Annotated in this window: 24 protein-coding genes and 1 pseudogene; 14 read left to right on the top strand and 11 right to left on the bottom strand. The window is 68.4% G+C overall.

The window, feature by feature from the left end; genetic code table 11:
- Window positions 1–212: 212 nt before the first annotated feature.
- Genes BMY97_RS19685 through BMY97_RS19670 form a run of 4 tightly spaced genes read left to right on the top strand, consistent with a single transcriptional unit; the run spans window position 213 to window position 3,301 of the window.
- Window positions 213–608, top strand: coding sequence for a hypothetical protein (locus BMY97_RS19685; protein ID WP_091618338.1), 396 nt, complete (start codon window positions 213–215; stop codon window positions 606–608).
- Window positions 608–1,231 carry a DUF3558 domain-containing protein gene (locus tag BMY97_RS19680; RefSeq protein ID WP_091618337.1) on the top strand — a complete coding sequence of 208 codons (624 nt, stop codon included), beginning with the start codon at window positions 608–610 and terminating at the stop codon, window positions 1,229–1,231. The genes BMY97_RS19685 and BMY97_RS19680 overlap by 1 nt, the downstream gene beginning before the upstream one ends.
- A complete protein-coding gene (locus BMY97_RS46025) occupies window positions 1,231–2,511 on the top strand; it encodes a hypothetical protein (protein ID WP_143086234.1) in 1,281 nt (426 codons plus the stop codon). The genes BMY97_RS19680 and BMY97_RS46025 overlap by 1 nt, the downstream gene beginning before the upstream one ends.
- A 25-nt stretch (window positions 2,512–2,536) precedes the next feature.
- Window positions 2,537–3,301 (top strand): ESX secretion-associated protein EspG, encoded by a 765-nt coding sequence (locus BMY97_RS19670; protein WP_091618336.1) that lies wholly within the window; start codon window positions 2,537–2,539, stop codon window positions 3,299–3,301.
- Window positions 3,302–4,282: 981 nt separating this feature from the next.
- On the opposite strand, the gene BMY97_RS19665 is transcribed toward BMY97_RS19670, so the two are convergent.
- Window positions 4,283–5,449 carry an NsdA family TPR-like regulatory protein gene (locus BMY97_RS19665; RefSeq protein ID WP_091618335.1) on the bottom strand — a complete coding sequence of 389 codons (1,167 nt, stop codon included), beginning with the start codon at window positions 5,447–5,449 and terminating at the stop codon, window positions 4,283–4,285.
- A 751-nt stretch (window positions 5,450–6,200) separates the two neighbouring features.
- Between BMY97_RS19665 and BMY97_RS19655 the strand changes: the two genes are divergently transcribed.
- Window positions 6,201–6,542: a transcriptional regulator gene (locus BMY97_RS19655; RefSeq protein WP_091618333.1), complete on the top strand. Its 342-nt coding sequence runs from the start codon at window positions 6,201–6,203 to the stop codon at window positions 6,540–6,542.
- A gap of 199 nt (window positions 6,543–6,741) precedes the next feature.
- Here the strand turns inward: BMY97_RS19655 and BMY97_RS19650 are convergent, their stop codons facing one another.
- The 7 genes from BMY97_RS19650 to BMY97_RS19620 form a co-directional block, all read right to left on the bottom strand.
- Complete coding sequence (locus tag BMY97_RS19650) at window positions 6,742–7,491, bottom strand: phosphoglyceromutase (RefSeq protein ID WP_091618332.1); 750 nt, start codon at window positions 7,489–7,491, stop codon at window positions 6,742–6,744.
- Between the two features lie 429 nt (window positions 7,492–7,920).
- The gene (locus BMY97_RS19645; RefSeq protein ID WP_091618331.1) at window positions 7,921–8,832 is read right to left on the bottom strand and encodes a DUF4349 domain-containing protein; all 912 of its coding nucleotides are present in this window, start codon (window positions 8,830–8,832) and stop codon (window positions 7,921–7,923) included.
- A 66-nt stretch (window positions 8,833–8,898) separates the two neighbouring features.
- On the bottom strand, window positions 8,899–9,411 hold the full coding sequence (locus BMY97_RS19640) for a type III secretion system chaperone family protein (RefSeq protein ID WP_091618330.1): 513 nt from the start codon (window positions 9,409–9,411) through the stop codon (window positions 8,899–8,901).
- Window positions 9,408–10,712 (bottom strand): D-inositol-3-phosphate glycosyltransferase, encoded by a 1,305-nt coding sequence (gene mshA, locus BMY97_RS19635; protein ID WP_177231441.1) that lies wholly within the window; start codon window positions 10,710–10,712, stop codon window positions 9,408–9,410. The genes BMY97_RS19640 and mshA overlap by 4 nt, the downstream gene beginning before the upstream one ends.
- 24 nt (window positions 10,713–10,736) lie before the next feature.
- Window positions 10,737–11,558, bottom strand: coding sequence for an alpha/beta fold hydrolase (locus tag BMY97_RS19630; protein ID WP_091618328.1), 822 nt, complete (start codon window positions 11,556–11,558; stop codon window positions 10,737–10,739).
- 3 nt (window positions 11,559–11,561) lie between these two features.
- On the bottom strand, window positions 11,562–12,743 hold the full coding sequence (locus BMY97_RS19625; RefSeq protein ID WP_091618327.1) for a L,D-transpeptidase: 1,182 nt from the start codon (window positions 12,741–12,743) through the stop codon (window positions 11,562–11,564).
- 176 nt (window positions 12,744–12,919) lie between these two features.
- A complete protein-coding gene (locus BMY97_RS19620; protein WP_091618326.1) occupies window positions 12,920–13,981 on the bottom strand; it encodes a UDP-N-acetylmuramate dehydrogenase in 1,062 nt (353 codons plus the stop codon).
- Window positions 13,982–14,006: 25 nt separating this feature from the next.
- Here BMY97_RS19620 and BMY97_RS19615 point away from each other — a divergent pair, with 25 nt between their 5' ends.
- The 6 genes and pseudogenes from BMY97_RS19615 to purU all read left to right on the top strand — a co-directional run bounded on the left by BMY97_RS19615 (window position 14,007) and on the right by purU (window position 18,276).
- Window positions 14,007–14,507, top strand: coding sequence for a DUF2505 domain-containing protein (locus BMY97_RS19615; RefSeq protein WP_091618325.1), 501 nt, complete (start codon window positions 14,007–14,009; stop codon window positions 14,505–14,507).
- The gene (locus tag BMY97_RS19610; protein WP_091618324.1) at window positions 14,486–15,286 is read left to right on the top strand and encodes a class I SAM-dependent methyltransferase; all 801 of its coding nucleotides are present in this window, start codon (window positions 14,486–14,488) and stop codon (window positions 15,284–15,286) included. Before BMY97_RS19615 ends, BMY97_RS19610 begins: the two co-directional genes overlap by 22 nt.
- Before the next feature lie 96 nt (window positions 15,287–15,382).
- A complete protein-coding gene (locus BMY97_RS19605; RefSeq protein ID WP_091618323.1) occupies window positions 15,383–15,868 on the top strand; it encodes a hypothetical protein in 486 nt (161 codons plus the stop codon).
- Between the two features lie 196 nt (window positions 15,869–16,064).
- Window positions 16,065–16,865, top strand: coding sequence for a DedA family protein (locus BMY97_RS19600; RefSeq protein WP_245787398.1), 801 nt, complete (start codon window positions 16,065–16,067; stop codon window positions 16,863–16,865).
- Window positions 16,783–17,379: pseudogene (locus tag BMY97_RS19595) on the top strand (maleylpyruvate isomerase family mycothiol-dependent enzyme); the annotation flags it as partial. The gene BMY97_RS19600 and the pseudogene BMY97_RS19595, both read left to right, overlap by 83 nt.
- A gap of 15 nt (window positions 17,380–17,394) precedes the next feature.
- Window positions 17,395–18,276, top strand: coding sequence for a formyltetrahydrofolate deformylase (gene purU / locus BMY97_RS19590; protein WP_177231440.1), 882 nt, complete (start codon window positions 17,395–17,397; stop codon window positions 18,274–18,276).
- 46 nt (window positions 18,277–18,322) lie between these two features.
- Here purU and BMY97_RS19585 read toward each other — a convergent pair whose 3' ends face one another.
- Window positions 18,323–19,372, bottom strand: coding sequence for an NAD(P)-dependent alcohol dehydrogenase (locus BMY97_RS19585; RefSeq protein ID WP_091618321.1), 1,050 nt, complete (start codon window positions 19,370–19,372; stop codon window positions 18,323–18,325).
- A 106-nt stretch (window positions 19,373–19,478) separates the two neighbouring features.
- On the opposite strand from BMY97_RS19585, the gene BMY97_RS19580 reads away from it, so the two are divergent.
- From BMY97_RS19580 to BMY97_RS19570, 3 genes are read left to right on the top strand one after another with little or no spacing between them, the layout of a single operon-like run.
- The gene (locus tag BMY97_RS19580) at window positions 19,479–20,102 is read left to right on the top strand and encodes a TetR/AcrR family transcriptional regulator (protein ID WP_245787397.1); all 624 of its coding nucleotides are present in this window, start codon (window positions 19,479–19,481) and stop codon (window positions 20,100–20,102) included.
- A gap of 53 nt (window positions 20,103–20,155) precedes the next feature.
- Window positions 20,156–20,776 carry a pyridoxamine 5'-phosphate oxidase family protein gene (locus tag BMY97_RS19575; protein WP_091618319.1) on the top strand — a complete coding sequence of 207 codons (621 nt, stop codon included), beginning with the start codon at window positions 20,156–20,158 and terminating at the stop codon, window positions 20,774–20,776.
- Between the two features lie 19 nt (window positions 20,777–20,795).
- Window positions 20,796–21,443, top strand: a complete 648-nt coding sequence (locus BMY97_RS19570; RefSeq protein WP_091618318.1) for a haloacid dehalogenase type II — start codon at window positions 20,796–20,798, stop codon at window positions 21,441–21,443.
- A gap of 172 nt (window positions 21,444–21,615) precedes the next feature.
- Here the strand turns inward: BMY97_RS19570 and BMY97_RS19565 are convergent, their stop codons facing one another.
- Together BMY97_RS19565 and BMY97_RS19560 are read right to left on the bottom strand one after the other, a co-directional pair.
- The gene (locus tag BMY97_RS19565; RefSeq protein ID WP_091618317.1) at window positions 21,616–22,626 is read right to left on the bottom strand and encodes an NADP-dependent oxidoreductase; all 1,011 of its coding nucleotides are present in this window, start codon (window positions 22,624–22,626) and stop codon (window positions 21,616–21,618) included.
- 112 nt (window positions 22,627–22,738) lie between these two features.
- Window positions 22,739–23,173 (bottom strand): SRPBCC family protein, encoded by a 435-nt coding sequence (locus BMY97_RS19560; RefSeq protein WP_091618316.1) that lies wholly within the window; start codon window positions 23,171–23,173, stop codon window positions 22,739–22,741.
- Window positions 23,174–23,249: the final 76 nt, after the last annotated feature.

Raw genomic sequence — 23,249 nt, 5'->3', positions numbered from 1 at the left:
CGGCGCGCGGGACGTTCGTGGCAGAGACCTGGCGGGTTGCCCACGTAGACCAGGAAACCACAGGTCAAAGCAATGTTCGGAGTCCGGCCAGACCACTTGCGCGGTTCGTCGGACACATTGTTGCCGATTGGCTACTATCGGTGTAGGTCGGGCAAGGTTGATCGGTGTCAGGGGAGGACGTCGTGGCTGGCGAGGGTGTACCGGGGGCATCGGTGAGCGACTTGAACTTCATCGTCACAGGCGACCCCGCTTCGGCCGGCGGAGGCGGTGCCTCAGCTGGCGGGGCGGGCGGTGGCGGCTTCCGCCTCAGCCCCGACGACCTGAAGGCCGAGTTGGAGAACCTGAAGAAGCTGTCGAGGCGCATTGACGACCAGCTGCGCAACGCCGTCCCGCTCTGGACCATCCAGTCTCCCGGTCAGGACCCGGCCTCGCTTCGCAACACCAAGGCTTCGAACACATCGGGCGACTACTATCGCGGCCATCTCTCTCGGCAGAAAAGCTACGCCGACCAGATCATTCAGCAAATGCAAAAAGCGCTCGGCATTCACGAGGGTAATGACGTACAAATGGGCGCGGATATCAAGACGCAAGGCGAGGGACACTTCTGATGCATCGCGTGGGACGCCTCAGCGTCACCGTTGGAATTGTCGTGACGTTGGGCGGGCTTGTCGCCTGCTCCGGCGAGACCGGCAAAGCGACCCCGACGTCCGGTACGTCGTCGCCTGCCTCCCCCAGCAGCGGGCAGCAACCTGGTGCCGCAGTTCCGCAGATCTCCAACCCCTTGCCTGCGTCAGTCATCCAACGCGACCCGTGCTCAGTCCTGACGTCGACTCAAATTGACGGGCTCTTCACGGGAACACCGACGCAGAGTCCTGTTCAGGACACGGGCGCGGCAAAGTCGTGCTCTTGGAGTGATCTCGACAAGGGGTCGCTCGTGGGCGTTCAGCTTGTGTACGCCTGGAAGGACGGGCTTCGCACCGTCTACAACACCCAGAGTCAGGGCGGATTCTTCAAGGTTCTGCAACCGGTGCAGGGCTATCCCGTTGTCGCGTACGGGCCCCATGACGAGCGTTCGCAAGGACGTTGCAGCGTTGCTATCGGAATTGCCGACAACGCAGCTTTCGACGTCGATGTGACGCTTGCAAGGTCCGTCGTCGGTCAGACAGACCCTTGCCAGGACGCGAACCACGTCGCTGATCTTGCCGTCACCACGCTGAAGGGCGGTGCGTGATGGCTCTCGCCGATGTCGTCTACCAGTTCCTTCAGCAACAACAGGCCGACGGCAAGCTGATCCTCCCCGCGGAGTTGGTACGTCGAGTCAAGGCCGGACCCGGTCCTGAGAGCTTGGGGCACGCGCAGGCAGCAGGCGTTGAACAGGTCACCGAGCAGCAGGGCATCGAGGCGGACACGCTGGCGATCGTCGGTCGGCTGGAATCGGCGTGGTCCGGGCCGAGCGGCGATGCATCCCGGGCTGGCCTACGTCCGTTGGCTGACGTCGCAACATCGGCATCGTCGGCTATGCACGACAGTCAGAACGCATTGGCCGATCAAGGACATGCGTTCCAGTCCACACGCGACTCGCTGCAGGACGTGTCCGACAAGCCGCCATCGACAGACTTGCTCGACACGCTCAGCCCGTGGGACACCGACACCGAGGACCAGATAAACAAGAACAGCGCAGCGATTGCACAGAACAAACAGATCTACCAAGGCTTCACTACGACCAGTGATGGTCATGCGCAAAAGATGCCAATCGACTACGGCCAGGTGCCGGACTCCCCGGACGGCTCTTACTCCGTGCAAACTCCTACGCCGCAGCAGAGCGCGGGCACCGAGCAGAGCGGGTCTCATCAATCGGTGGTCGGGTCGGGCGTTGGTTCATCGGCGGGTGCACCGGGCGGGCAGCACGGTGCACCGAGTTCAGGCTCCAGCTCTCATGACTATCAAGGGGCTTCACCCCATCCCCCCGCGGCGTCGGAGAACGGCGGAACCGCGACAGCCGGGTATACGCCCCCGCCTCCAGCCGGTGGTACGCCCGTTGGTGGTGGAACGTTCGGACCAGGCTTCGGCTCCACCGGTCCCGGTGGACAGACCGTGTCCGGTCCGGCTGGCGGTTACGGCTCGGGTGGTGGTCTTGTACCGGGCTTCCCTGGTGGTCCGTCGTCCGAGACCGGCGGACCCGGCGGTGTGGGCTCCGGAGGACGCGGCGGTATGCCAGGCGGCGCAGGCGCAGGCGCAGGCGGGTCGGGCACGGGCGTCCGAGGTCCAGGATCGCCAGGGAATTCGAGTGGCGCTGGTCGACTCGGCACAGCGGAAGAGCCAGGTACCGGGAGTAAGGCGGGAAGTTCAGGCCAGCGTGGCGCAAACGGGATGCCGATAGGCGCCAATGGCGGGAAGGGCAAGAAGGAAGAGGACAAGGAGAAGAAGTCCGCGGACTACTTGCGCGAGGCCGACCCGAACGCCCTGTTCGGCTACGACGGCAAGGCCACACCACCCGTGATCGGCAAGTAGCGGTGCTGAACGCGAGGGGGGCTTCGTGTTGCTGACTGAACCGGTGACGGTGCCACGCTTGGCGCTGGCACAGGCGTGGGAATGGGAGCGCGTTGGCGCGCCGCATCCGGTGATCGGCATGGTCGACGTGTGGCTTGAGGACGACATCGTCGGCAGATTCGAGGACCTAACCCGGCAAGTCCTGGCGGAGCCCGGTTTCTACGACCTGCGCAAGGGGCGCTTCGTCGGCGAGTTCCGGGATTTGTTGCTGGCCACAGCGAACGCGGAATCCGAGTGTTACTGCTTCTCCTCGACCAGCGACGGGCAAAGCACCGCCACACTGGCAGTGCCGGCCGGGCGATCGGCCATTCGGTACACAGTGGATGGCGACCGAGTCACGCTGGAGAAGATTCCGCGTCACAGGCTCATCCGGACCGTTGTTGACTACCTGCCCGCCTGCCCCGCGGCAGATATTCGGTCGTTCAGCGTTGCGCGATCTGAGTACGAGTCAGGCCAAAGCGGTGAGGCATACGACCTGGACTTGACGAGCGACTACACCACACCTGATCCAGTCGACCAGTTGCGCGCCCTGATGAAGGCGCGCCGAATCGCTGGCCATCAATTCTATGTCGCATCACGTGTCAACCGCTCGCGTAGTGTGAGCATGCCGCTGACGGCAATCGACACGATAGGACAGGGCAGAGTTCTCATCTACTTGCAAGACGGTCAAAATGGCGATGAAATCACCTGTGGCCCGGGTAGTCACGACTACATCAGTGGAACTCTGGAAAGCACTTTTCAGGCATTATGAACATGAGCTCGTAGGTCACGCGCCATGCAGGATCGCACCCCAGTCCAAGGAAGATCGCGCGTCTTACTGGTCGCGTTAAAACGCCACTGAAATAAGGTTCTTCTTTAGGGAAGGTAAAGCACCGTGTCAGGTCGATTGATCGGAATTGTCGACCGGCTGGCTAAACGTGGGTGGCGGAAGATTTCATTAGCGAACAGACTCGCTAAACACGAAGATGTTCTACGAAGATGCGGAGCTACGGAAGCTGAGATCCGCTCGCTATCTCGATGCTGGGCGATTTTCACAACGTCCGAGATCTTGCCGGTGACTTTCGTGTTAGCATTCGCAATCTACCGGGCTCCTTGGATCAATTCCATGCCTGGAATTGAGGGATTTCGAGGATTTCTACTGGTAGGTACTGCTGTATCATTACTGTTTTCGGTGGCGATTCGAAGTCGAGTAAGCGTAGGAATACGAGTCGCAGCGAGACTTGCTCTATCTGTTCGATGGATATGCGAACCTCGCGGCGAGAGTCAGTCGGGGTCATTACTTATGATACTCATGGGAGGGCTAGGTGACGATTCAGGGAACCGGAGAAATGTACTCGCAGGAACGTCTTGGAATCTTGCGGGAGACCTGTGCTTACTTGTTGGTGAAAGCAAGAAGGACCGGGCGAAATCGCCGTTGAGTTGGATTCCTCGGAGCGTTCTTCGGACTGGTGTTAGATATTGGAACGACGAATTCCACGATGAGGCTATTCGGGTTTGCATTCACACAGTACGCGCATTGCGAGCGGGGATATACCCTTCAAGGATGTATATCTTGGAGAAGAAGAGTCTTCCAGACCTTTCGAAGACACGATTTCGACTAAGAGTGCAGGGCGGATTTACCTTGCAAAGGTGGTCTCTAATTGTTGGAATTATTGTTGGAGTAGTAGGTGTAGTGGTCAATGTTTTGAAAATTTCCGCATAAGTGGATGTGACTGCCGCCGATACTAGCGTGTCAGAACATTGCGTAGGTCAGTTTCTGAATTCGGCGTAGTTGACGCGTCGACCCAATGCTGACTGCCAGAGTGTGCGCCTTTGCGACGTGCACCTTTGCTTCTTCACGTGCACCCTTTGTGACGAACGCAGACGCCAGGTCTACGCGCAGGCCAGTTTCTGCGCGGGCGAACGTCGGATCGAGTCGATTCAGCGCCGACGTTAATACGTCGATCGCCTCCGGGGCGCCGGTTCGAGCGAGCGCGTGCCCCCTCCACCGCGCGAGGTGCACGGGGTCAAGCACGACGTACGGACCATCTGCATCGGATGATTCGGACGGCAACAATGATGCAGCCCGGTCGAAAGCGCGGAGGCTAGCCGAACGTTTCCCGGCGGCGGCGAGTGCTTCTCCATGAGCGGCTGCAAGCCACGAGCGCAACAGCCGGTCAGTGACATGCCGCGCTCGTGCTTCGGTGGCGGCCAATACTTCAACGGCGGCGTTCGTCTCGCCGACGGCGAGCAAGGCGAACGACTGTTCCGCGGTGGTGTGCACCTCGAACCGAGCATTGCCCGACTGGAGCGCGATGCTCTTGGCTCGTTCGTAGTGCCTCCATGACTCCGCGACTCGACCGAGGTCCAGTGCCTGCCATCCGGCCAGTGTCCCCAACTCGGCGAGCAAGGTGGCCAGACCTGTTCTGATGTCCGTGTCGAGGCAATGCGACTGGAGCAGGGAAATCTGCTCAATCTTGGCCACTACCTCGTCGTGTGCGGTGACGGCCCCGAGTTGCCGGTCGAGCCGTCGCAGGTTGTTGAGCTGATCGCGCAGGACCGCGAGAACTTCCGGGTCGACCTGCCTGGCGGCGTTGAGACTGAGACGAAGTTGCGACCCATCGCTCTCTTCCGCGCTGGCTGTCTCCGACGGTGCGAGAAGGTCCTTGATGCTCAGACTGAAGATCCGTTCGAGCAGACGCGCTGTGGCTGGACGGGGGCGGCCGACCGGCGAACCGTCCGTGGTCTGCCCCGCGACCAGACGCTTGAGATGACGTTCGCTGAGCGTTCCCGGCTCGCCGCACCTGCGGGCGAACTCCTCCGCCGACTTGACGAACTCAGCCAACGATTGGTTGCGCTGCCAGATCTTCAACTCAAGGACCGTGCGCGGCTTCCGCGCACGCTGGTCGCCCGTCGTCATGTCATCCCCTCTGACCGCCCTGACACCCGAATGTCCCCTGTGTGGCCCGCCTGCGACCTTTCGCTGAAATCCGCTCTTGAGCGAAGCTCATTTCAGTGTCTCACATGGCATTGGCCCAGGTCAGCCCCCGGTGCGCGGAAGGCGGAACAGATGGACGACGAACAGGCTGGCGTGACTGTCGTGCGGACGTATCTGTCATGGCACCGCTCTGCTTCTGATGGTCGAGATCACGCCGTCACCGACGAGGAGTTCGCGCGGGGGCGACGTGCGAACTCGGCCGGGCGCTACCAGTCGGTGTGCGGGCATGTCGTAGTAGTCGGATCTATGTTGGAGGCTCCAGGCGCGCGGTGCGTGGCCTGCCGGGCCTATGTGGTTGCGCGGTCACCGCACCAGTTGAACCAGCGCTCACCTCGTCGTCGACACCGAAAGGCGCGCGTGTGGCCTCGCCTGCTAGGCGGGCTCCGCGCTGAGCGTCCACGCGCCGGAGCATCGCCAAACGCCGAAGGCGGGACCGAGCGATGACGGTGCGGATCTATCTCGCTCGCCCGCTGCCGGGCGTGGTCGGTGAGACTCGTCGCGTGGTGCACCTCTTTCCCTACCCGACCGATGATGTGATGCCGTCGCGGCTCGTGGCCTTGTGCGGCACGGACTTCGGACCAGGGGAATTGGAGATGATCGACGGACCGAGTGGGATGCCTTGCGTGTCGTGCCTGCGGAACTCGCCTACTCCCGACGAGGTCGAGGGGTAGCGATGGCGCGCTTGGTCCCAATCGCCGGATATACCGAGGGGCTCGATCCGGTGCTCGTACCTCCGGTGCGGCTGTTCATCGTGGCTACCCTCGCCGACGAGCAGTGGCGCGAGTACGCGACGATGCGCCAGACGCTGAGGTTGACCCCTGCGGCGTTGTCGAAGCAACTCGGAGTGCTCCGAAAGACTGGGCACGTCGAGTCTCGCCCCGACGGGCGCCGGTCCTCTTGGCGGTTGACTCCGACCGGCGCTCAGCGTCTGACAGATCATCTTGACGCGCTGCAACTGGTCGTCGCGACGGCGGCAGAGATCGTCGCATCCATCCGTGCGGGCAGGCGGTCGTAACCCACGCACGCCTCCGCTGGAGGTAAGGCGGTTGGCCACCCGTCTCACGCCTGGAACGGGTGGCCAACCGCTGTGAGACCTGCTTCGATCCCCTACTTGCGGACACCGAATACACGAGACGCGCAAGCGTCTGTGCAGGTCACAAGTAGGTTACTAAATGCGTATTCGCTCTCACCGTCCGGAACACTCACGAGCTGGTTCAGCGGCCCTGGTTGGCGACCGCGGCGGCGGCCTCTTCGGCGGCTTCCGGGTCGAGGTACAGCCCGCCCGGCTTGACCGGCTTCAGCTCGTCGGTCAGGTCGTAGCGCAGCGGGATCCCGGTCGGGATGTTCAGCGCCGCGATGTCGGCGTCGGAGATGCCGTCGAGGTGCTTGACCAGTGCGCGCAGCGAGTTGCCGTGCGCGGCGACGAGCACGTTCTTGCCGGCGCGCAGATCGGGCACGATCGCGGACTCCCAGTACGGCAGGAGGCGCGCGACGACGTCCTTCAGGCACTCCGTCAGCGGGGCCGTGTCGCCGAGGTCGGCGTACCGCGGGTCGCCGGACTGGCTGAACTCGTCGGCCGGGTCGATCGCCGGCGGCGGCGTGTCGTACGAGCGGCGCCAGAGCATGAACTGCTCCTCGCCGAACTCGTCCAGCGTCTGCTTCTTGTTCTTGCCCTGCAACGCGCCGTAGTGGCGCTCGTTGAGCCGCCAGTCCCGCTTCACCGGGATCCAGTGGCGGTCGGCGGCGTCCAGCGCGATGTTCGAAGTGCTGATCGCCCGGCGCAGCAGCGAGGTGTGGACGACGTCCGGCAGCAGCCCCGCCTCGGCGAGCAGCTGCCCGCCCTGGCGGGCTTCGCGTTCACCCGTCTCCGAAAGCGGTACGTCCACCCAGCCGGTGAACAGGTTTTCCGCGTTCCACGTGCTCTGCCCGTGACGCAGCAGCACCAACGTCCCAAGTTCGGCCATGGCCCACAGCCTGCCAGAGCGGACCAGGAACCCGACTGGCACGTCGATTGAACGGTGTTCTACGCAGAGTGTGTTACCCGAGGGTAACACCTCACCCGTCCAGAATTCGGTCTGCCAACAACGGCGCAAATGGGTGCAACGCGATGCGCACCGTTATCGCTAGATACAAAGTTCACTCGAACGGCGTAACCAGTAGTCTTGTGATTACAGGTGGACATCTGACAGGTTTGACCTGTCCCGCTCAGCCGGATTCCACGCACTCCCCGGCTGACGGCGGGCTACGACCGCGGCTCGTCTCCCCCCCTGCCGAGCCGCGGCCCGCCGGCCCCGTTGGCATCCCCCTCGTCACCGGGTCCATTGGCGGGAACTTCAGCGGAGCGGCTCGAGATCGCGACTCCCCCCTCCCTCGAGCCGCTCCGCCTTTCCCGTTCACTCAACGGGTTCCGGCGCGTACTCCTCGGCTCCCGCCCGCCGCCGCTTCCGCAGCCACCACCAGAGCAGCCCGAGCGGCAGGCCGATCAGCACGGCGAACGGCGCCACGGCACCGAGCACGGTCAGCAGCCCGCCGCCGAAGCCGAGGAACGCGTCCCAGCCGCCCGCCAGCCCGCCGAGGAACCCGCTCGAACCGTCGGCCGAAGTCGAGGGCGCCCCGGCGGTCTCGGCCGTCACGGACAGCGCGACGGTCGCCATCGCGACACTGCCGGCAAGGGCCTTCTGCTGCTGTTCGAGTGATTCCAGCGTCGCCTCGCGGTCGGTCAGCTCGCTCTCCACGGAGGCGATCTCCGAGACCGAAGCCGCCTTCGCCAGCAGCGCCCGGATCCGCTCGACGCTCGCGCGCTGTGTCGCCAGTCGCGCGTCGGTGTCCACGACCTGGGCGGTGACGTCCTGCGAACTCAGCTCACGCCGGGTCACCGTCCCCAGCGCGGCGAGCTGGTCGAGCACCGCGTCGAGCTTCTCGGCCGGCACGGCGAGGCTCAGCGTCGCCGAGGACGCGACCGTGCTCTCCTGCCCGGTGTAACCGCCCGCGCCCGCCGCGATCGCGCGCGCCTGGCTCACGACGTCGTCGAGCTTCGGGGTCTTGACGTCGAGCCTCGCGCTGCGGGCGAGCTTGCGATCGGTGGTCCCCGGCTGGCCGACGGTCGGCCCGCCCTGGGCCGGGGCCTTCGAGGCACCCGACTTCGGCACGGCGGGCGCCGCGCCCTGGTTGGCGGAGACCCCGCCACTGTCGGCCGGTACCCCGCCACTAGCACTCATCGGCTGGCTCGTGCTGGTGCACGCGGCGAGCACCAGCGCCAGCCCGGCGCCGGCGACCGCCAGCGAACGTCTCCAACGGCTTCTCATCCGTCTCTCCCTCCAGTAGGCGGGAGGGGGACGGTGGCGCGGTTCAGCGCCGTTGCACGCCGGTGGTCACGACTCGGTCAAGCCGGGCTCGTGCGGGGTCGCGGGCTCCATCAGGTGCTTGAACGCCTGGAGGTTCGCCAGCGATTCGCCGCGCGACACCCGCCAGTCCCACTCGCGCTTGATCGAGGTGGCGAAGCCGATCTCCAGGATCGTGTTGAAGTCGCCGTCCGCGGCCTCCAGCACCTGGCCGAGGATCTTGTCCAGCTCGGCCTCGGTGACCGTCTCCTTGCCGAAGCGGCCGACCAGGTAGATGTCGCCCATACCGTCCACTGTGTAGTGAACGCCGTAGAGCCTGGCGTTGCGCTGCAACAGGAATCGGTAGACGGCCTCGTGTTCCTCGTCCGGGCGGCGGCAGACGAACGCCTCCACGGAGAAGGCGTGGTCGCCGTCCACCAGCCAGCAGTTGGTCTGCAGCTTCTTGGTCCCGGGCAGGGTGACGAAGTACTTTCCCTCGCCGCGGCGGTCGTACTTCAGCTCCGAATCGTCCAAAGTAGACTTGATCGTCGCGTCAAGGCTCACACCGCCACCTCCGTGCGCAGGTCGAGGGCGTTGCGGAACGCCCGGGTGGCCTGAGCATAGATGTCCAGCAACGAATCCGTGGTCCGGCGCCAGGAGAACCGCCGCGCGTGCTCGACGGCGTTCGCCGCCAGCTCGCGGCGCCGGTCCGGGCGCAGCGCGAGCGCGGCCAGCGCGTCCGCCCACTCGGCCGCGCCGTGTGAGGGCACCAGCAGCCCGGAGACGCCGTGCACCACGGCGACCGGCAGCCCGCCGACCTCGGCGGCGACCACCGGCGTCCCGCAGGCCTGCGCCTCCAGCGCGACCAGGCCGAACGACTCGTTGTAACTCGGCACCGCGACGAGGTCGGCCGCGCGGTAGACGTCCACCAGCGCCGGCCCCGGCTGCGGCGGCAGGAACCGCACCTGGTCCCGGATGCCCAGCGAAACGGCCAGCTCGCGCAGTGCCTGCGGCTGCTCCAGCCCGGTGCCGGACGGCCCGCCGACCACCAGCACCACCAGCCGCGGCGCCAGCTCCGGCCGCTTGCGCAGCAGCTCGGCGGCCGCGTGGAGCAGCACGTCCGGCGCCTTCAACGGCTGGATCCGGCCCGCGAACGCGAGCACCACGGCGTCCTGCGGCAGGCCGAGCGCCTGGCGGGAGAGCGCCTGCGAACCCGGCGTGAACCGTTCGAGGTCCACCCCCGGCGGCACGGCGTGCACGGCGTGCGGCTCGGCGCCGTACATCTCGACCAGCTGGCGCGCCTCCACCGGGGTGTTCGCGACCAGGCAGTCGGCCTCGGCCACGACCTGCTCCTCGCCCATCACCCGGGTGCGCGGCTCCGGCTTGTCACCGTCGGCGAGCGCGGCGTTCTTGACCTTCGCCAGCGTGTGCGCGGTGTGCACCAGCGGCACGCCCCAGCGGTCGCGCGCGAGCCAGCCGACCTGGCCCGAGAGCCAGTAGTGCGAGTGGATCAGGTCGTAGTAACCCGGCTCGTGGAACGCCTCGGCCCGCAGCACCCCGGAGGTGAACGCGCACAGCTGCGCCGGCAGCTCGTCGCGGCCCAGCGGCTCGAACGGCCCGGCCTGCACGTGCCGCACGGTGACCCCCGGCGCCAGCTCCACGAGCGGCGGCTGGTCCGAGGAAGTCGCCCGGGTGAACACCTCGACCTCGACGCCGCGGCGCGCCATTTCCTGCGCGGTCTGGCTGACGTACACGTTCATCCCGCCGGCGTCGCCCGTCCCGGGCTGCTCCAACGGCGAGGTGTGCACCGACAGCACCGCGATCCGGCGCGGCGCACCACGAAATCCCTGAAGGGAGATGGTCACCTGGTCACTACTTCCTGTGCGCGGCTACTGGCCTGTCTCGCCGGCGAACTGCCGCAGCGCGGAGTTGAACTCCCCCGCGTCCTCCACGAACGGCAGATGCCCGGCCTCAACGAACCAACGCTGAACCGCCCCCGGAATCTTCCCGGCCGCGTAGTCCGCCGCCGAAGGGTCCACCACGGCATCGGCCGTTCCGCTCAGCACCAGGGCCGGTTTGTCCACCGCTTGGAGCACCCCGGCGCTCTCGACGTCCCCCTTGAACAGCGCGGCCCGGACGGCGGGCGGCACGGCCAGCGACGCGCCGAGCAGGGCCTGCTCGTAGGTGCCGGGCACCGGCCCGGTCGCCATGGACCGGGTGAACTCGACCAGCGCGGGCACCGCGACCCCGGAGTCGTCCGACAGGGCGGCGGGCAGCGCGGCCCGCATCACGGCGCCGGTCTTGCCGCCCGCCCGGCCGCGGCCGATCTCCGTGATCGCGCCGACCAGCACGATCCCGCCCAGCCGGGCGGATCCGTGCACCCGCAGGTAGTCGGTGAGCACCAGCCCGCCGTAGGACCAGCCGACGACGATCGCGCCGGGGCCCGCGAAGTCGAGGACCGCGGCGAGGTCGTCGGCCCACTGGCGCGGGTCGTCGTAGCCCGCGGCCGGCACGTCGGACGCGCCGTGGCCGCGCAGGTCCATCGCGACCAGGCGGAACCGCTCGGTGAGCGCGGGATCCGCGAACTGCGCGGCCCACGCCCGGGACGACTGCGCCCAGCCGTGCACGAAAACGAGGGGACGCGAGTTCTGGGCACCTTCGACGCGCAGTGCGATGCGCACCCCGCTGGTGCCGACGACTTCGGTGTTCACGCCTTACTTGTTAGCAGACAGGCCCTGCCAGGCGGACCAGTCGTAGAACCAGTCTTTGACGTCGGAGCCGGTCGGGCTGGACAGCCGCGAGCCGGTGACCTCCACCGGGTCGCCGATCAGCGCCGAGTCGAAGAAGTCCTTGGCGTCCGCGTCGAGCAGGTTGACGCAGCCGTGGGAGTTGTTGGTCTTGCCGATGGCCGCGGCGTTGTCCTGGTTCTCGTGGATGTACTCGCCGTGGTTGGAGAACCGGCAGGCCCACTTCTTGTTGACGTTCGTGTAGCCGTAGCGCGCGTTGTCGAACCGCGCGGTGGGCTCCTTCGACATCACGATGAACGTGCCGTTGGGCGTGTTGCGGTTCACGTCGCTGTCCAGGCCGTTGCTGCACGGGTAGCTTCTGTGCTCGGCGCCGCCGCGGTAGACCTTCATCGTGTGGTCCGGGGTGTTCACCTTGACAACCTGGTTGCGGCCGATCTTGAACTTCGTGGTGACGTCGGCCTTGCCGTACGCGCCGCCGCCCAGGTCGACGCCGTAGAGGTTCGCCTCGACGTTCACGGTGATGTTCTCCGGCCAGTACTCCTTCGGCCGCCAGTCGACCTGCGTCGCGGAGAGCCAGCCCCACGAGCCCTCGACCTTGGCGTCCGTGGTCACCTTCAGCGCCTTCTCGACGGCCGCGCGGTCCTTCGGCGCCGAAGCGAACTTCACGCTGATCGGCATCGCCACGCCCACGTGCGCGTTGTCGGCCGGGTTCAGCGTGGCGCGCAGCTGCTTGGCGGGCGCGACGGTGTTGAACGAGCCCTTGAACTCAGCGGGGCGGTTGTCGGTGCCCGTCGCCTTCGCCGCGTACGTGTAGGTCTTGCCGTAGCCGAGCTGCTCGGAGCTGGTCCAGGTCAGGCCGTCGGTAGCCAGGTCGCCCTTGACGTCCTCGCCGTCGGAGTTGGTGACCTTCACCTCGGTGAGCTTGCCTTCGGCCACCTTGACCACCACCGGCTCGCGCACGCTCGCGTCCTTGGCGTCGACGGCCGGGGTCGCGGTGATCTTCGCCACCGGCGCGACCGGTTTGCCCCCGTCGTCGCCGCTGCCGCCCTGCGGCACCGCGTTGCCGTCGTTGCTCCCCGAACACGCCGCCACCAGCGCGGCCGCCCCCGCGGCGAGCGCGGCTTTGAACACCGAGCGCCGTTCGATCACCGAAAACCTCCCATAACCCCCGCACCGGCCGATGCTTCCACGCTGATCAGCGCCGGTGAGCGACTCGACGTTACCTGCCGGGCGGAAGATCACCCGCTTCCGCCCTTGTCGACAAGACGTCTTGACGGTTGCCCGGGTTGCCGGTGATGCCGGATTTCAGGCGAATTTCACGGGGTTCACAGCGTGCAACCGATCAACAGCGGCTCGGGGTGCAGCGTGACGCCGAAGCGCGCCTCGACGCCGTCGCGGACTTCGCGGGCGAGCGCGAGCAGGTCCGCCGTCGAGGCGCCGCCACGGTTCGTGAGGGCGAGCGTGTGCTTCGTCGACAGCGAAACGCGGCCGCCGGGGCCGAGGTGGCCCTTCGCGAAGCCCGCGCGCTCGATCAGCCAGGCCGCGGACAGCTTCGCGCCGCCTTCGGCCGGGTACTGCGGGATCGCGACGTCCGCGCCCACCGCTTCGCCGATGCGCGCCAGCACCGCGTCGACGTGCCGGGACGGCACGATCGGGTTCGTGAAGAACGAGCCCGCGCTCCACGTGTCGTGGTCGGCCGGGTCGAGGACCATGCCCTTGCCGCGGCGAAGGCCGAGGACGGCGTCCCGCGCGGTCGCGGCGGGGACCCTCGCGCCGATCTCGACGCCCAGCGTGCGTGCCAGCTCGGCATACCGGACGGGCGCGGACTCGCCGCCGGGGTCCACCCGGAACCGGACGCTCAGCACCACGCCGGCGTCGGTGCCCTTCAGCACGCTGGTGCGGTAGGCGAAGCCGAGTTCGTCGGCCTTGACCGTGCGGACCTCGCGCGCGGAACGGTCGTAGAGCTCCAGCGAGACGAGGGACTCGGCCACCTCGCAGCCGTACGCGCCGACGTTCTGGATCGGCGTCGCGCCGACCGAGCCGGGGATGCCGGACAGGCACTCGAGGCCGCCGAGGCCCGCCTCGACCAGGTCCGCGACGAACTCGTCCCAGCCCTGCCCGGCGGCCACCTCGACCACGTCGCCGTCGCGGGTCCAGCCGGTGTTCGCGACCTGAATCAGCGTGCCCGCGAACCCCTCGTCGGCCACCACCAGGTTCGACCCGCCGCCGAGCAGCAGCACCGGTTCGCCCGCTTCGTCGGCCGCCCGCACGGCCGCGACGAGGTCTTCGCTGGTCCCGGCCCGGACGAACCGGCGGGCGGGCCCGCCGAGCCGCAGCGTCGTGTACTCGGCGAGGCGGGGCTGGGCGGCAGGATCGGCGGGGTTCACGCTGCCTAACGGTACTGTCCGGCGAATGGGATCCCGGATCGAGCACCGTGCAGAGTTCTCCGCCGGACTCGCGGCCGTCGTGGCCGCGGTGTCGGGTGAGGAGGCCCTGCTGGCGCGCCTCGAAGAGCTGGGCGGGGACAACGCCAAGCTCCTCTCGCACACCACAGAAGGCGACGTCACGCGGTTCGAACTGCAGCACGGCATCAACGCGGCGCGGCTGCCGCAAGCCGTGCGCGCGCTGCACAAGGGCGACCTGATCGTCCGGCGCACCGAGGAGTGGCGGCCCGACGGCGACGGTTATGCGGGCCGCATCGACGTGAACGTCAGCGGGGTGCCCGGCGAGATCACCGCGCGGACCTCGCTGAAGCCCGAGGGCGAGCGCGTGCGGTACCGCACCGACGGCGAGGTCACGGTCCGGATCCCGTTGTTCGGCGGCAAGATCGAGAGCGTGGTGGCGGAGCAGGTGACCAACCTCCTTCGGCACGAGGCCGAATTCACCGCGCGATGGCTGGCCGAGCACGCCTGAACCCGGTGGGCGCCCCGACGCGGGGCACCACCAACCCGAACCGGCTCCGCCGCGTCGACCGCTGGCTGGCCGGCGACGCGGCCGTCACCCGGCTCCTGCGCCGGGCCGCGGACCCGCTGGTGGTCGACCTCGGCTACGGCGCCTCGCCGGTCACCACCGTCGAGCTGGCGCGCTGGCTGCGCCGGGTGCGGGCCGACGTCCGCGTGCTCGGGCTCGAACTGGACCCGGAACGCGTCGCCTGCGCGCGTCCGGCCGCCGACCCGCCGCGCCTGGACTTCCGGCGCGGCGGCTTCGAACTCGCCGGCACGCGGCCGATCCTGGTGCGCGCGTTCAACGTGCTGCGGCAGTACGCCGAGCACGAGGTGCCCGGCGCGTGGGCGCTGATGCTGGCGAACATGCCCGCCGACGGACTGCTGGTGGAGGGCACCTGCGACGAGATCGGCCGGCTGTCCACCTGGGTCACGGTCGCGGCCGGCGGCCCGGTGTCGCTGACGCTCTCGATGCGCCTGGCCGACCTGGACCGTCCGTCCACTGTGGCCGAACGACTGCCGAAAGTGCTCATCCACCGCAACGTTCCCGGCGAACGCATCCACGATCTTCTGTCCACTATGGATTCCTGCTGGGCGGCCGCAGCGCCGCAGCGCTCGTTCGGCGTCCGCGCGCGCTGGACGGAGACAGTGCGCCGCCTCACCGCCCGCGGCTGGCCCCCACTCGGCCGCCCGGACCCGCCGCGGCTCGGCGAGCTGACCGTCCCGTGGGCCGCGGTCGCCCCGAAGTGATCACGTCGTCGAGCCCAACGAGTCCCGCTTTGCACTCAGCGCACGCTGCGGAATCAGCGGCCGTCCTTGGCGTAGCGCATCCGTAGGATCACCGCCATGACTGCCGATCCCCCGCTCACCCGAGACTCGTTCCGGCGCGTTCAACCGATCACCACACCCAGGCCGATGCCTCAACTGCCCGACCGGGTCTGGACGGACGAGGACTGGGACCGGATCCGGCGCGGATACCGATCCCGGGACATGGACGAGAAGTGGAACGTGTTCTGCGAAGGCGACGTGCTGTTCATGCACCGGAGCTGGACCGGACACGGCATCTACGAGGCGTCCTTTGCCCGAGTGCCTGAAGGCGGGAGAAAGATCGCCTCCGCGGTGGTGGAAAGCGACGGGAAGCGCTATCGGAGCAAGGGCGACGAGCACGACCGTCTGATGCTGGAACTGGTCATCAGCGCGATCGTCCTTGGCGAGCCGGCCGCCGACCTCCGGGCCGGCCTACGCCGGCTGACCGGCCGGGCTTCGGGAAAGAGTGATCTTCCCCCGGGCGTCGTGGAGCACAGTGCTCTGGGATTGCGTTCGGAGTCGTAGGCTCCGCACTGCTGCGGAGCGCTGTCGTCGTCAGTTAGGGAGCAAGCACGGGACCCGGCCAGTTCGCTTTACCGAGGGTGACCACAAGGCCCGGAACACGCTGCCAAGACCGGCATCCGGGTACGAAACCCACCTGTTCACCGGCCGAACGCCGCTGCGTCACCCGCCGTCGACCTGCGGTGATCACCATGGGCGGGTGGAACTGCTGGAGCACATCACCGAGCTGCTGCGCGGAGCGCTGGGCTCGCCGTGGCTGTGGGTGCTCGTCTTCGCCGTGGCGGGGCTGGACGCGCTGCTGCCGTTCATGCCGAGCGAGACGACCGTGGTGACGGTCGCGGTGCTGCTCGGGCCGGACCCGCGCTGGCTGGCGACGCTGGCCGTGGTCGCGGCCGCCGGGGCGTGGGCCGGGGATTGCCTGGCCTACTCGGTCGGCCGGGCGGCGGGGCCGCGGGCGCTGGCCCGGTTGCAGCGGGGGCCGTCGGGGCGGCAGCGGTACGAGTGGGCCCGCGCGCAGGTGCGGCGGCAGGCGCCGTTGCTGATCGTCGCCGCGCGTTACCTGCCCGGCGGGCGGGTGGCCAGCGCGCTCGCGTGCGGCAGCCTCGGTTACCCGCCGCGCCGGTTCGTGCCGCTCGACGCCGCGGGCGCCGCGCTCTGGGCGTGTTACAGCGTGCTGATCGGGCTGGCCGGCGGCGCGGCCTTCGCGGACGAGCCGGTCAAGGGGCTGCTGCTGTCGTTCCTGCTGGGGCTGCTGCTCGTCAGCCTGATCGAAGCGATCCGCCGGCTCCGGCTGCGCGCGCTACGTTCAGCGGATGGACGGAGCGGACCACCTGCGGGAGACGATCGACATCCACAGCGACCGGCTGAAGACGGCCGCGCTGACGGCGGGCCCGGCGGCGCGCGTCCGGAACTGTCCGAAATGGACTGTGCACGACCTGGTGACCCACCTGGCGAGGGTGCTCTCCTCCAGCGTGGCGGTGATCACGGACCGGGCAGCTGAGCCGTCGGCGCCCACCGGCTGGGCGGACCTGCTCGGCTGCTGGGACGGCGAGCGGCTCGCCCTGCGCGAGGCGCTGCGCCGACCGGCCGACGGCCCCGTCCGCTCGCCGTTCCCACGCGGCGGCGCCACCATCACCTGCGGCGACCTGACCCGGCGGATGGCGCACGAGATGGCGATCCACCGGCTGGACGCCGAAAGCGCGCTGCCCGAGCCGCCGCCGACCCGGTACGCCGCCGCGTTCGCCGCCGACGGCGTGGACGAGTTCCTCACCTTCCTGATGCCCCGGCGCGCCCGGCCCTCGAACCGGGACGGGACCGTTCGCGTCGAGACCGAAGGTCGTTTGTGGACCATCGCCCTGCGCGAAGGCGAGCCGCCCGCGCTCGTCGGCGAAGGCCGCCCGGACGTCACGCTCAGCGGCCCCGCCGACGACGTTTACCGCGCGCTCTGGGGCCGCCCGAACCACGCCGCCACCACCGGCGACGGCACCCTCCTGGAGCCCCTCGCGGCGCCCTGACCAGCACCGGCGAGAATGGGCGGCGTGCCTGATCCCCAGCGTTACGTCCTCACCTTCGGCTGCCCCGACCGCACCGGCATCATCGCCCGCATCTCGGGATTCCTGGCCGAGCACGGCGGCATGATCGTCGAAGCCGCGTACCACACCGACCCGGACACGGGCTGGTTCTTCACGCGTCAGGTCGTCCGCGCCGACTCGCTGCCCTTCGACGCCGCGGGGCTGCGCGAGCGGTTCGGCGCGGTGGCGGCGGAACTGTCGGCGGAGTCCAGCTGGTCGGTGCGCGACACCGGCGAGCGGCCGCGCGCGGTCGTGCTGGTGTCGAAGTCCGGGCACTGCCTGTACGACCTGCTGGGCCGCGTCGCGTCGGGTGAGCTGGACGTCGACGTCGCCGCGGTGATCGGCAACCACGCCTCACTCGCGGACATCACCCGCGCGCACGGCATCCCGTTCCACCACGTGCCGTTCCCGGCCGGGGACCCGGAAGGCAAGGCGCAAGCGTTTGCGCAGGTGCGGGAACTCGTCGACGAGCACGATCCGCACGCCGTGGTCCTGGCCCGGTTCATGCAGGTGCTGCCCGCCGGGCTGTGCGCGGAGTGGGCCGGGCGGGCGATCAACATCCACCACAGCTTCCTGCCGTCCTTCGCCGGCGCGAAGCCGTATCACCAGGCGTACACGCGCGGCGTCAAGCTGGTCGGCGCCACCTGCCACTACGTGACGGCCGACCTCGACGCCGGGCCGATCATCGAGCAGGACGTGATCCGCGTCGACCACGGCGACTCGGTGGAGGACATGGTGCGCAAGGGCCGCGACATCGAGAAGGTGACGCTCGCGCGAGGCCTGCGCTGGCACCTCGAAGGCCGCGTCCTGGTGCACGGCAACCGAACCGTCGTCTTCTAGGACTGGTGAGTGGCGGCGAGAAGCTCTCACCGCCACTCACGAGAGATCAGGCGCCGATGGTCGAGGCGTCGATCACGAAGCGGTACCGCACGTCGCTGTTCTCGACCCGCTCGTAGGCCGCGTTGACCTGGTCGGCGGAGATCGTCTCGATCTCGGCGCCGAGGCCGTGCTCGGCGCAGAACTCGAGCATCTCCTGCGTCTCGGCGATGCCGCCGATCATCGAGCCGGCCAGCACCTTGTTGCCGCCGAGCAGCGAGAAGGCGTTGTAGGCCAAGGACTCCGGCGGCGCGCCGACGTTCACCATCGCGCCGCCGACCCGCAGCATGCCGAGGTACGCGTCGATCGGGAGCTTCGCCGAGACGGTGTTGAGGATGACGTCGAAGCGGCCCTTGAGCACGTCGAAGGTGGCCTCGTCGCCGGTCGCGAAGTAATCTTTCGCGCCGAGTTTCAGACCGTCTTCCTGCTTCTTCAGGCTCTGGCTGAGCACCGTGACGTCGGCGCCCATGGCCACCGCGAGCTTGACCGCCATGTGCCCGAGACCCCCGAGGCCGACGACGGCGACCTTCTTGCCCGGCCCGGCGCCCCAGTGGCGCAGCGGCGAGTAGGTGGTGATGCCCGCGCAGAGCAGCGGCGCGGCGACGTCCAGCTCGATGCCCTCCGGGATCCGGCAGACGAACGCGTCCCGCACCACGACCTGGCGGCTGTACCCGCCGTAGGTGTTCTCGCCGTCGAAGCCGACGCCGTTGTACGTCTGGACGTTGCCCTTCAGGCAGAACTGCTCGGTGCCGGCCAGGCAGTACTCGCACTCACCGCACGAGTCGACCATGCAGCCGACGCCCACGCGGTCGCCGACCTGGTACTTCGTCACGTCAGCGCCGACCGCGGCGACGACGCCGGCGATCTCGTGGCCCGGGACCATGGGGAAGATCGCCGAACCCCAGTCCTCCTTCGCCTGGTGGAGGTCGCTGTGGCAGATGCCCGCGAACGCGATGTCGATCAGCACGTCGTCCGCACGCAGGTCCCGGCGCTCGATCGTCGTCGTGGCGAGCGGGGCACCCGGAGCCGATACGGCGATGGCGGGCGTGGTGGTGGTCATGAAACCCTCCAGACAAGTCCGGGCAACCGCCCGGGTTTTCTATGTAAGACCTCTCTCACATGTCTATAGTAAGAGGTCTCTTACATATGCGCGAGGGTGATCGGATGTGATTCAGCGCATGGGCGGCAAGTACCACCACGGCGATCTGCGTGACGAGCTCGTGCGGGTGTCGGTGGACCTCATCGCGGAGCTGGGCATGGACGGCTTCTCGGTGGCGCAGGTGGCCAAGCGCGCGAAGGTCTCGCCCGCCGCGCCGTACCGGCACTTCCCGGACCGCACCAGCCTGCTGGCGGCCGTCGCGACGAACACGGCCTGCCAGCTGCGCGAGCAGGTGGAGGCGGCCGTCGCGAAGGACGAACCGGACACCGTCTGCCAGCTGGCCGCCGCGACGGGCGCGTACACGAGCTTCCTGATCGACCGCCGCATCGGCTTCCAGGCGATCTTCGCCGAAGGGCTCCAGGACCCGAAGTACACCGAGCTGCACGACAGCCGCCGTGCCCTGATCGACTCGTACCTGACGCTGTGCCTCGCCGTCTGCCCGTACCCGCCGGCGGCCCTGGAACTGATGGAGCAGCTCAACGCCCAGGCCCACGGCTACGGCGAATTCTTCCTCAACGGCGTCTACCGCCGCATGAACTACACGGCCGCCCAGGTCGCGGCGAAGTCCACCACCGCGGCCCGCATCGTGATCGAAGCCCACCGCGACGGGCACGGCCCGGTCCAGGAGTGACCGCCCGGAATATCCCCTGTCGCCCACCCTTCCCGGCGCGGTTCACTGGAGCCATGGCGACAACGGTGATCTCCACCCACGAGGCCCTGCGCGACGTGGTCGGCGAGGCGAGCGAGCGGACGGCCAGGAAGATCCTCGGCCACATCGACGAGCACGCGCGGACGCTGATCGCGCACTCGCCGTTCTGCCTGCTGGCGACGTCCGCGCCCGACGGCAGCTGCGACGTCTCCCCGCGCGGCGACCCCGCCGGCTCCGTGCTGGTGCTGGACGACAAGACCCTCGTGCTCGCGGACCGGCCGGGCAACAAGCTCGTGGACAGCTTCCGCAACATCCTCGACAACCCGCACGCCGGCCTGCTGTTCCTCATCCCGGGCATGAACGAAACCCTGCGGGTCAACGGCCGCGCCACGATCGTCGCCGACGCGCCGTTCTTCGACGACCTCGTGGTCAAGGGAAAGCGCCCGCGGCTGGCGATCGTGATCGAGGTGCGGGAGCTGTACATGCACTGCGCCAAGGCTTTCCTGCGTTCCTCGCTGTGGCAGCCGGAGACCTGGCCGGAGCGCGCGGAGCTGCCCACGCTCGGCTGCATCCTGCGTGACCAGCTGAACCTCACGGCGACCGTCGACCAGCTCGACGCCGACCTCGACCACCGCTCCGCCACCCAGCAGTACTGAACCCGCCGAGGGAGAACACATGCTGTGTGTCTTCGACGTCAACGAAACCCTGCTCGACCTCGCGGGCCTCGACCCGTGGTTCACCGGGCTGACCGGAGCGGCTCGGGCGCGGCGGGAGTGGTTCGACCTCGCCATCCACACCGCGCTCGCCACCACGGCGACCGGCGGCTACCGGGACTTCGCGGAGATCGCCGGCGCGGCGGCCGTCGACACGGTGGCGCGGTACGGCCATGAGCTCACCGACGCCGAGCTGACCGGGTTCCGCGAAGCGCTGCTTTCGCTGTCCGCGCACGCCGATGTGTTGCCAGGGCTGAAGAAACTCAAGCAGGCCGGGCACACCGTCGTCGCGCTGACGAACTCGCCGCTGGCCACCGCGGAGACCCAGCTGCAGCACGCGGGGGTCGCGACGGCGCTCGACCGGATCTTCTCCGCGCAGCAGGTCAGCCGGCTCAAGCCCGCGCCCGAGCCGTACCGGCAGGTGCTCGACGCCTACGACCTCGAGCCCGGCCAGGCCGTGATGGTCGCCGCGCACGGGTGGGACATCGCCGGCGCGCACGCGGCCGGACTACGGACCGCGCTGCTCACGCGGCCCGGCGTCCGGCCGTTGCCGGGCACGCCCGCCCCCGACCACACGGCGGCGAGCCTGCCCGAGCTGTCCTTCGGCTGAGGCCCACTGGTGGACGTCAGGGGCGGACAGGCGTACGCGTCTTGTCTGCACCCCGGGTCTGCTGGGTCACTGCCGGGCTGAGCGAGTCACCCCGTTCACGGGGATGACCTGGCTGAGAGTTGCGGGGTACACCACCAGCTCAACACCCTCCACCGACAAGCCGCTCAGAAGCTCAGAGCCGGACCAGCATCTTGCCGGTGTTGGCCCCGCCGAGCAGGCCGAGGAACGCCTCGGGCGCGTTGCGGATGCCGTCGACGAACGTCTCCGAGTACTTGATCTCGCCCGAAGCCACCAGCGGCGCCACCTCGGTGACGAACTGCTCGCGCAGGCTCCAGTGGTCGATCACCAGCAGGCCGCGGATGGTGAGGCGCTTGGCGATGATCTGCGGCAGGTTGCGCGGCGCCGGGGTCGGCTCGGTGGCGTTGTACACCGAGATCATCCCGCAGACGGCGATGCGGCCGTGCAGGTTCATCGACGCGATGGCGGCCTCGAGGTGCTCGCCGCCGACGTTGTCGAAGTAGACGTCGATGCCCTCGGGCGCGGCTGCCGCCAGCTGCTCGGTGACGGGGCCGTCCTTGTAGTTGAACGCGGCGTCGAAGCCGAGGTCGTCGATCAGGTGCCGCACCTTCTCCGCCGAGCCGGCGCTGCCGATCACGCGCTTGGCGCCCTTCAGCTTGGCCAGCTGCCCGACCAGGGAGCCGACCGCGCCCGCGGCGCCGGACACGAACACCGTGTCGCCCGGCTTGAACTCCGCGCTCACCAGCAGCCCGGCGTACGCAGTGAGGCCCGGCATGCCGAGCACGCCGAGGTAGGTCGAAAGCGGCGCCGCCGAGGCGTCCACCTTCACGCTCCTCGCCGCGTCGAGCACGGCGTGGGTGCGCCAGCCGGCTTGGTGCAACACGTGGTCGCCCGGCTTGAAGCCGTCCACAGTGGACTCGACGACCTCGCCGAGCGCGCCGCCGGACATGACCTCGCCCACCTCGAACGGCGGCGCGTACGACTTCGCCGAGCTCATCCGGCCGCGCATGGCCGGGTCGACGCTCATGAAGAGGTTGCGCACCAGGATCTGCCCCGCGCCGGGCGAGGGGATCTCGGTGTCGACGATGTCGAAGTTGTCCTGCGTCGGGACGCCGTGCGGACGGGAGGCGAGCCGGATCTCCGTGGCCTGGGTCGGTGCGTTCACCGCTGAACTCCGTTTCGTGGGCTGAGTCAACCGGGGCGTTCGCCCCGCATATACCCGGCCAACCAGTCAACCGGGGCGATCATTCCGATTCAGCGGGGACCTGTGGTGAGCGCTACACGATCTCTTCGAGCTTGCCGAGCACGCCGTCGTAGATCTTCTTCAATCCACCCGGCGCGAACGTCTTCTCGAAGAAGCCGCCGATGCCGCCGGCGCCGTCCCAGCTGGTCTCGATGCGCACCAGCGAGCGCTCGCCGGCGGACGCCACCGTCCAGGTGGTGACCATGCTGGAGTTCGCGTCGGTCTCGACGAGGGTGCCCGGGGACGGCTCGCTCACGGTGGCCGCCACGTCGCGCACGCGCTTCGACGTCGCTTGCAGCTTCCAGCTCGCCTCAGTGCCCGCGCCGTGCCCGCCCGCGGTCACCTCGTAGTCGCGGTAGTGCTCGGTGAGCAGCTTCGGCCGGGTCTCGGCGTAGTCGGCGACCAGTTCGCGAACCCTGTCCACCGGCGCGTCGATCGTGCGCTCCGCGGTGGCCGTGACCTTTCCCATCGTGCTCCTCAGCTTCTCCTCGTTTTCCGCCGTCGCTACCTTCGCACACACAGCGAACGGGCCGCCCGGGAGAACC

The sequence above is a fragment of the Amycolatopsis saalfeldensis genome, from assembly GCF_900110575.1.
Taxonomy (GTDB): domain Bacteria; phylum Actinomycetota; class Actinomycetes; order Mycobacteriales; family Pseudonocardiaceae; genus Amycolatopsis; species Amycolatopsis saalfeldensis.
This window is presented reverse-complemented; position numbering and strand designations above follow the sequence as displayed.

Bases quoted from the DNA above. Each gene is read 5' to 3' on its own strand.
- BMY97_RS19650 (WP_091618332.1), bottom strand. From the start codon at position 7,491: ATGGCCGAACTTGGGACGTTGGTGCTGCTGCGTCACGGGCAGAGCACG.
- BMY97_RS19560 (WP_091618316.1), bottom strand. From the start codon at position 23,173: ATGGGAAAGGTCACGGCCACCGCGGAGCGCACGATCGACGCGCCGGTG.
- BMY97_RS19605 (WP_091618323.1), top strand. From the start codon at position 15,383: ATGACTGCCGATCCCCCGCTCACCCGAGACTCGTTCCGGCGCGTTCAA.
- BMY97_RS19610 (WP_091618324.1), top strand. From the start codon at position 14,486: ATGGCTGGCCGAGCACGCCTGAACCCGGTGGGCGCCCCGACGCGGGGC.
- BMY97_RS19570 (WP_091618318.1), top strand. From the start codon at position 20,796: ATGCTGTGTGTCTTCGACGTCAACGAAACCCTGCTCGACCTCGCGGGC.
- BMY97_RS19680 (WP_091618337.1), top strand. From the start codon at position 608: ATGCATCGCGTGGGACGCCTCAGCGTCACCGTTGGAATTGTCGTGACG.
- purU (WP_177231440.1), top strand. From the start codon at position 17,395: ATGGGCGGCGTGCCTGATCCCCAGCGTTACGTCCTCACCTTCGGCTGC.
- BMY97_RS19575 (WP_091618319.1), top strand. From the start codon at position 20,156: ATGGCGACAACGGTGATCTCCACCCACGAGGCCCTGCGCGACGTGGTC.
- BMY97_RS19645 (WP_091618331.1), bottom strand. From the start codon at position 8,832: ATGAGAAGCCGTTGGAGACGTTCGCTGGCGGTCGCCGGCGCCGGGCTG.
- BMY97_RS19615 (WP_091618325.1), top strand. From the start codon at position 14,007: ATGGGATCCCGGATCGAGCACCGTGCAGAGTTCTCCGCCGGACTCGCG.
- BMY97_RS46025 (WP_143086234.1), top strand. From the start codon at position 1,231: ATGGCTCTCGCCGATGTCGTCTACCAGTTCCTTCAGCAACAACAGGCC.
- BMY97_RS19665 (WP_091618335.1), bottom strand. From the start codon at position 5,449: ATGACGACGGGCGACCAGCGTGCGCGGAAGCCGCGCACGGTCCTTGAG.
- BMY97_RS19585 (WP_091618321.1), bottom strand. From the start codon at position 19,372: ATGACCACCACCACGCCCGCCATCGCCGTATCGGCTCCGGGTGCCCCG.
- BMY97_RS19655 (WP_091618333.1), top strand. From the start codon at position 6,201: ATGGCGCGCTTGGTCCCAATCGCCGGATATACCGAGGGGCTCGATCCG.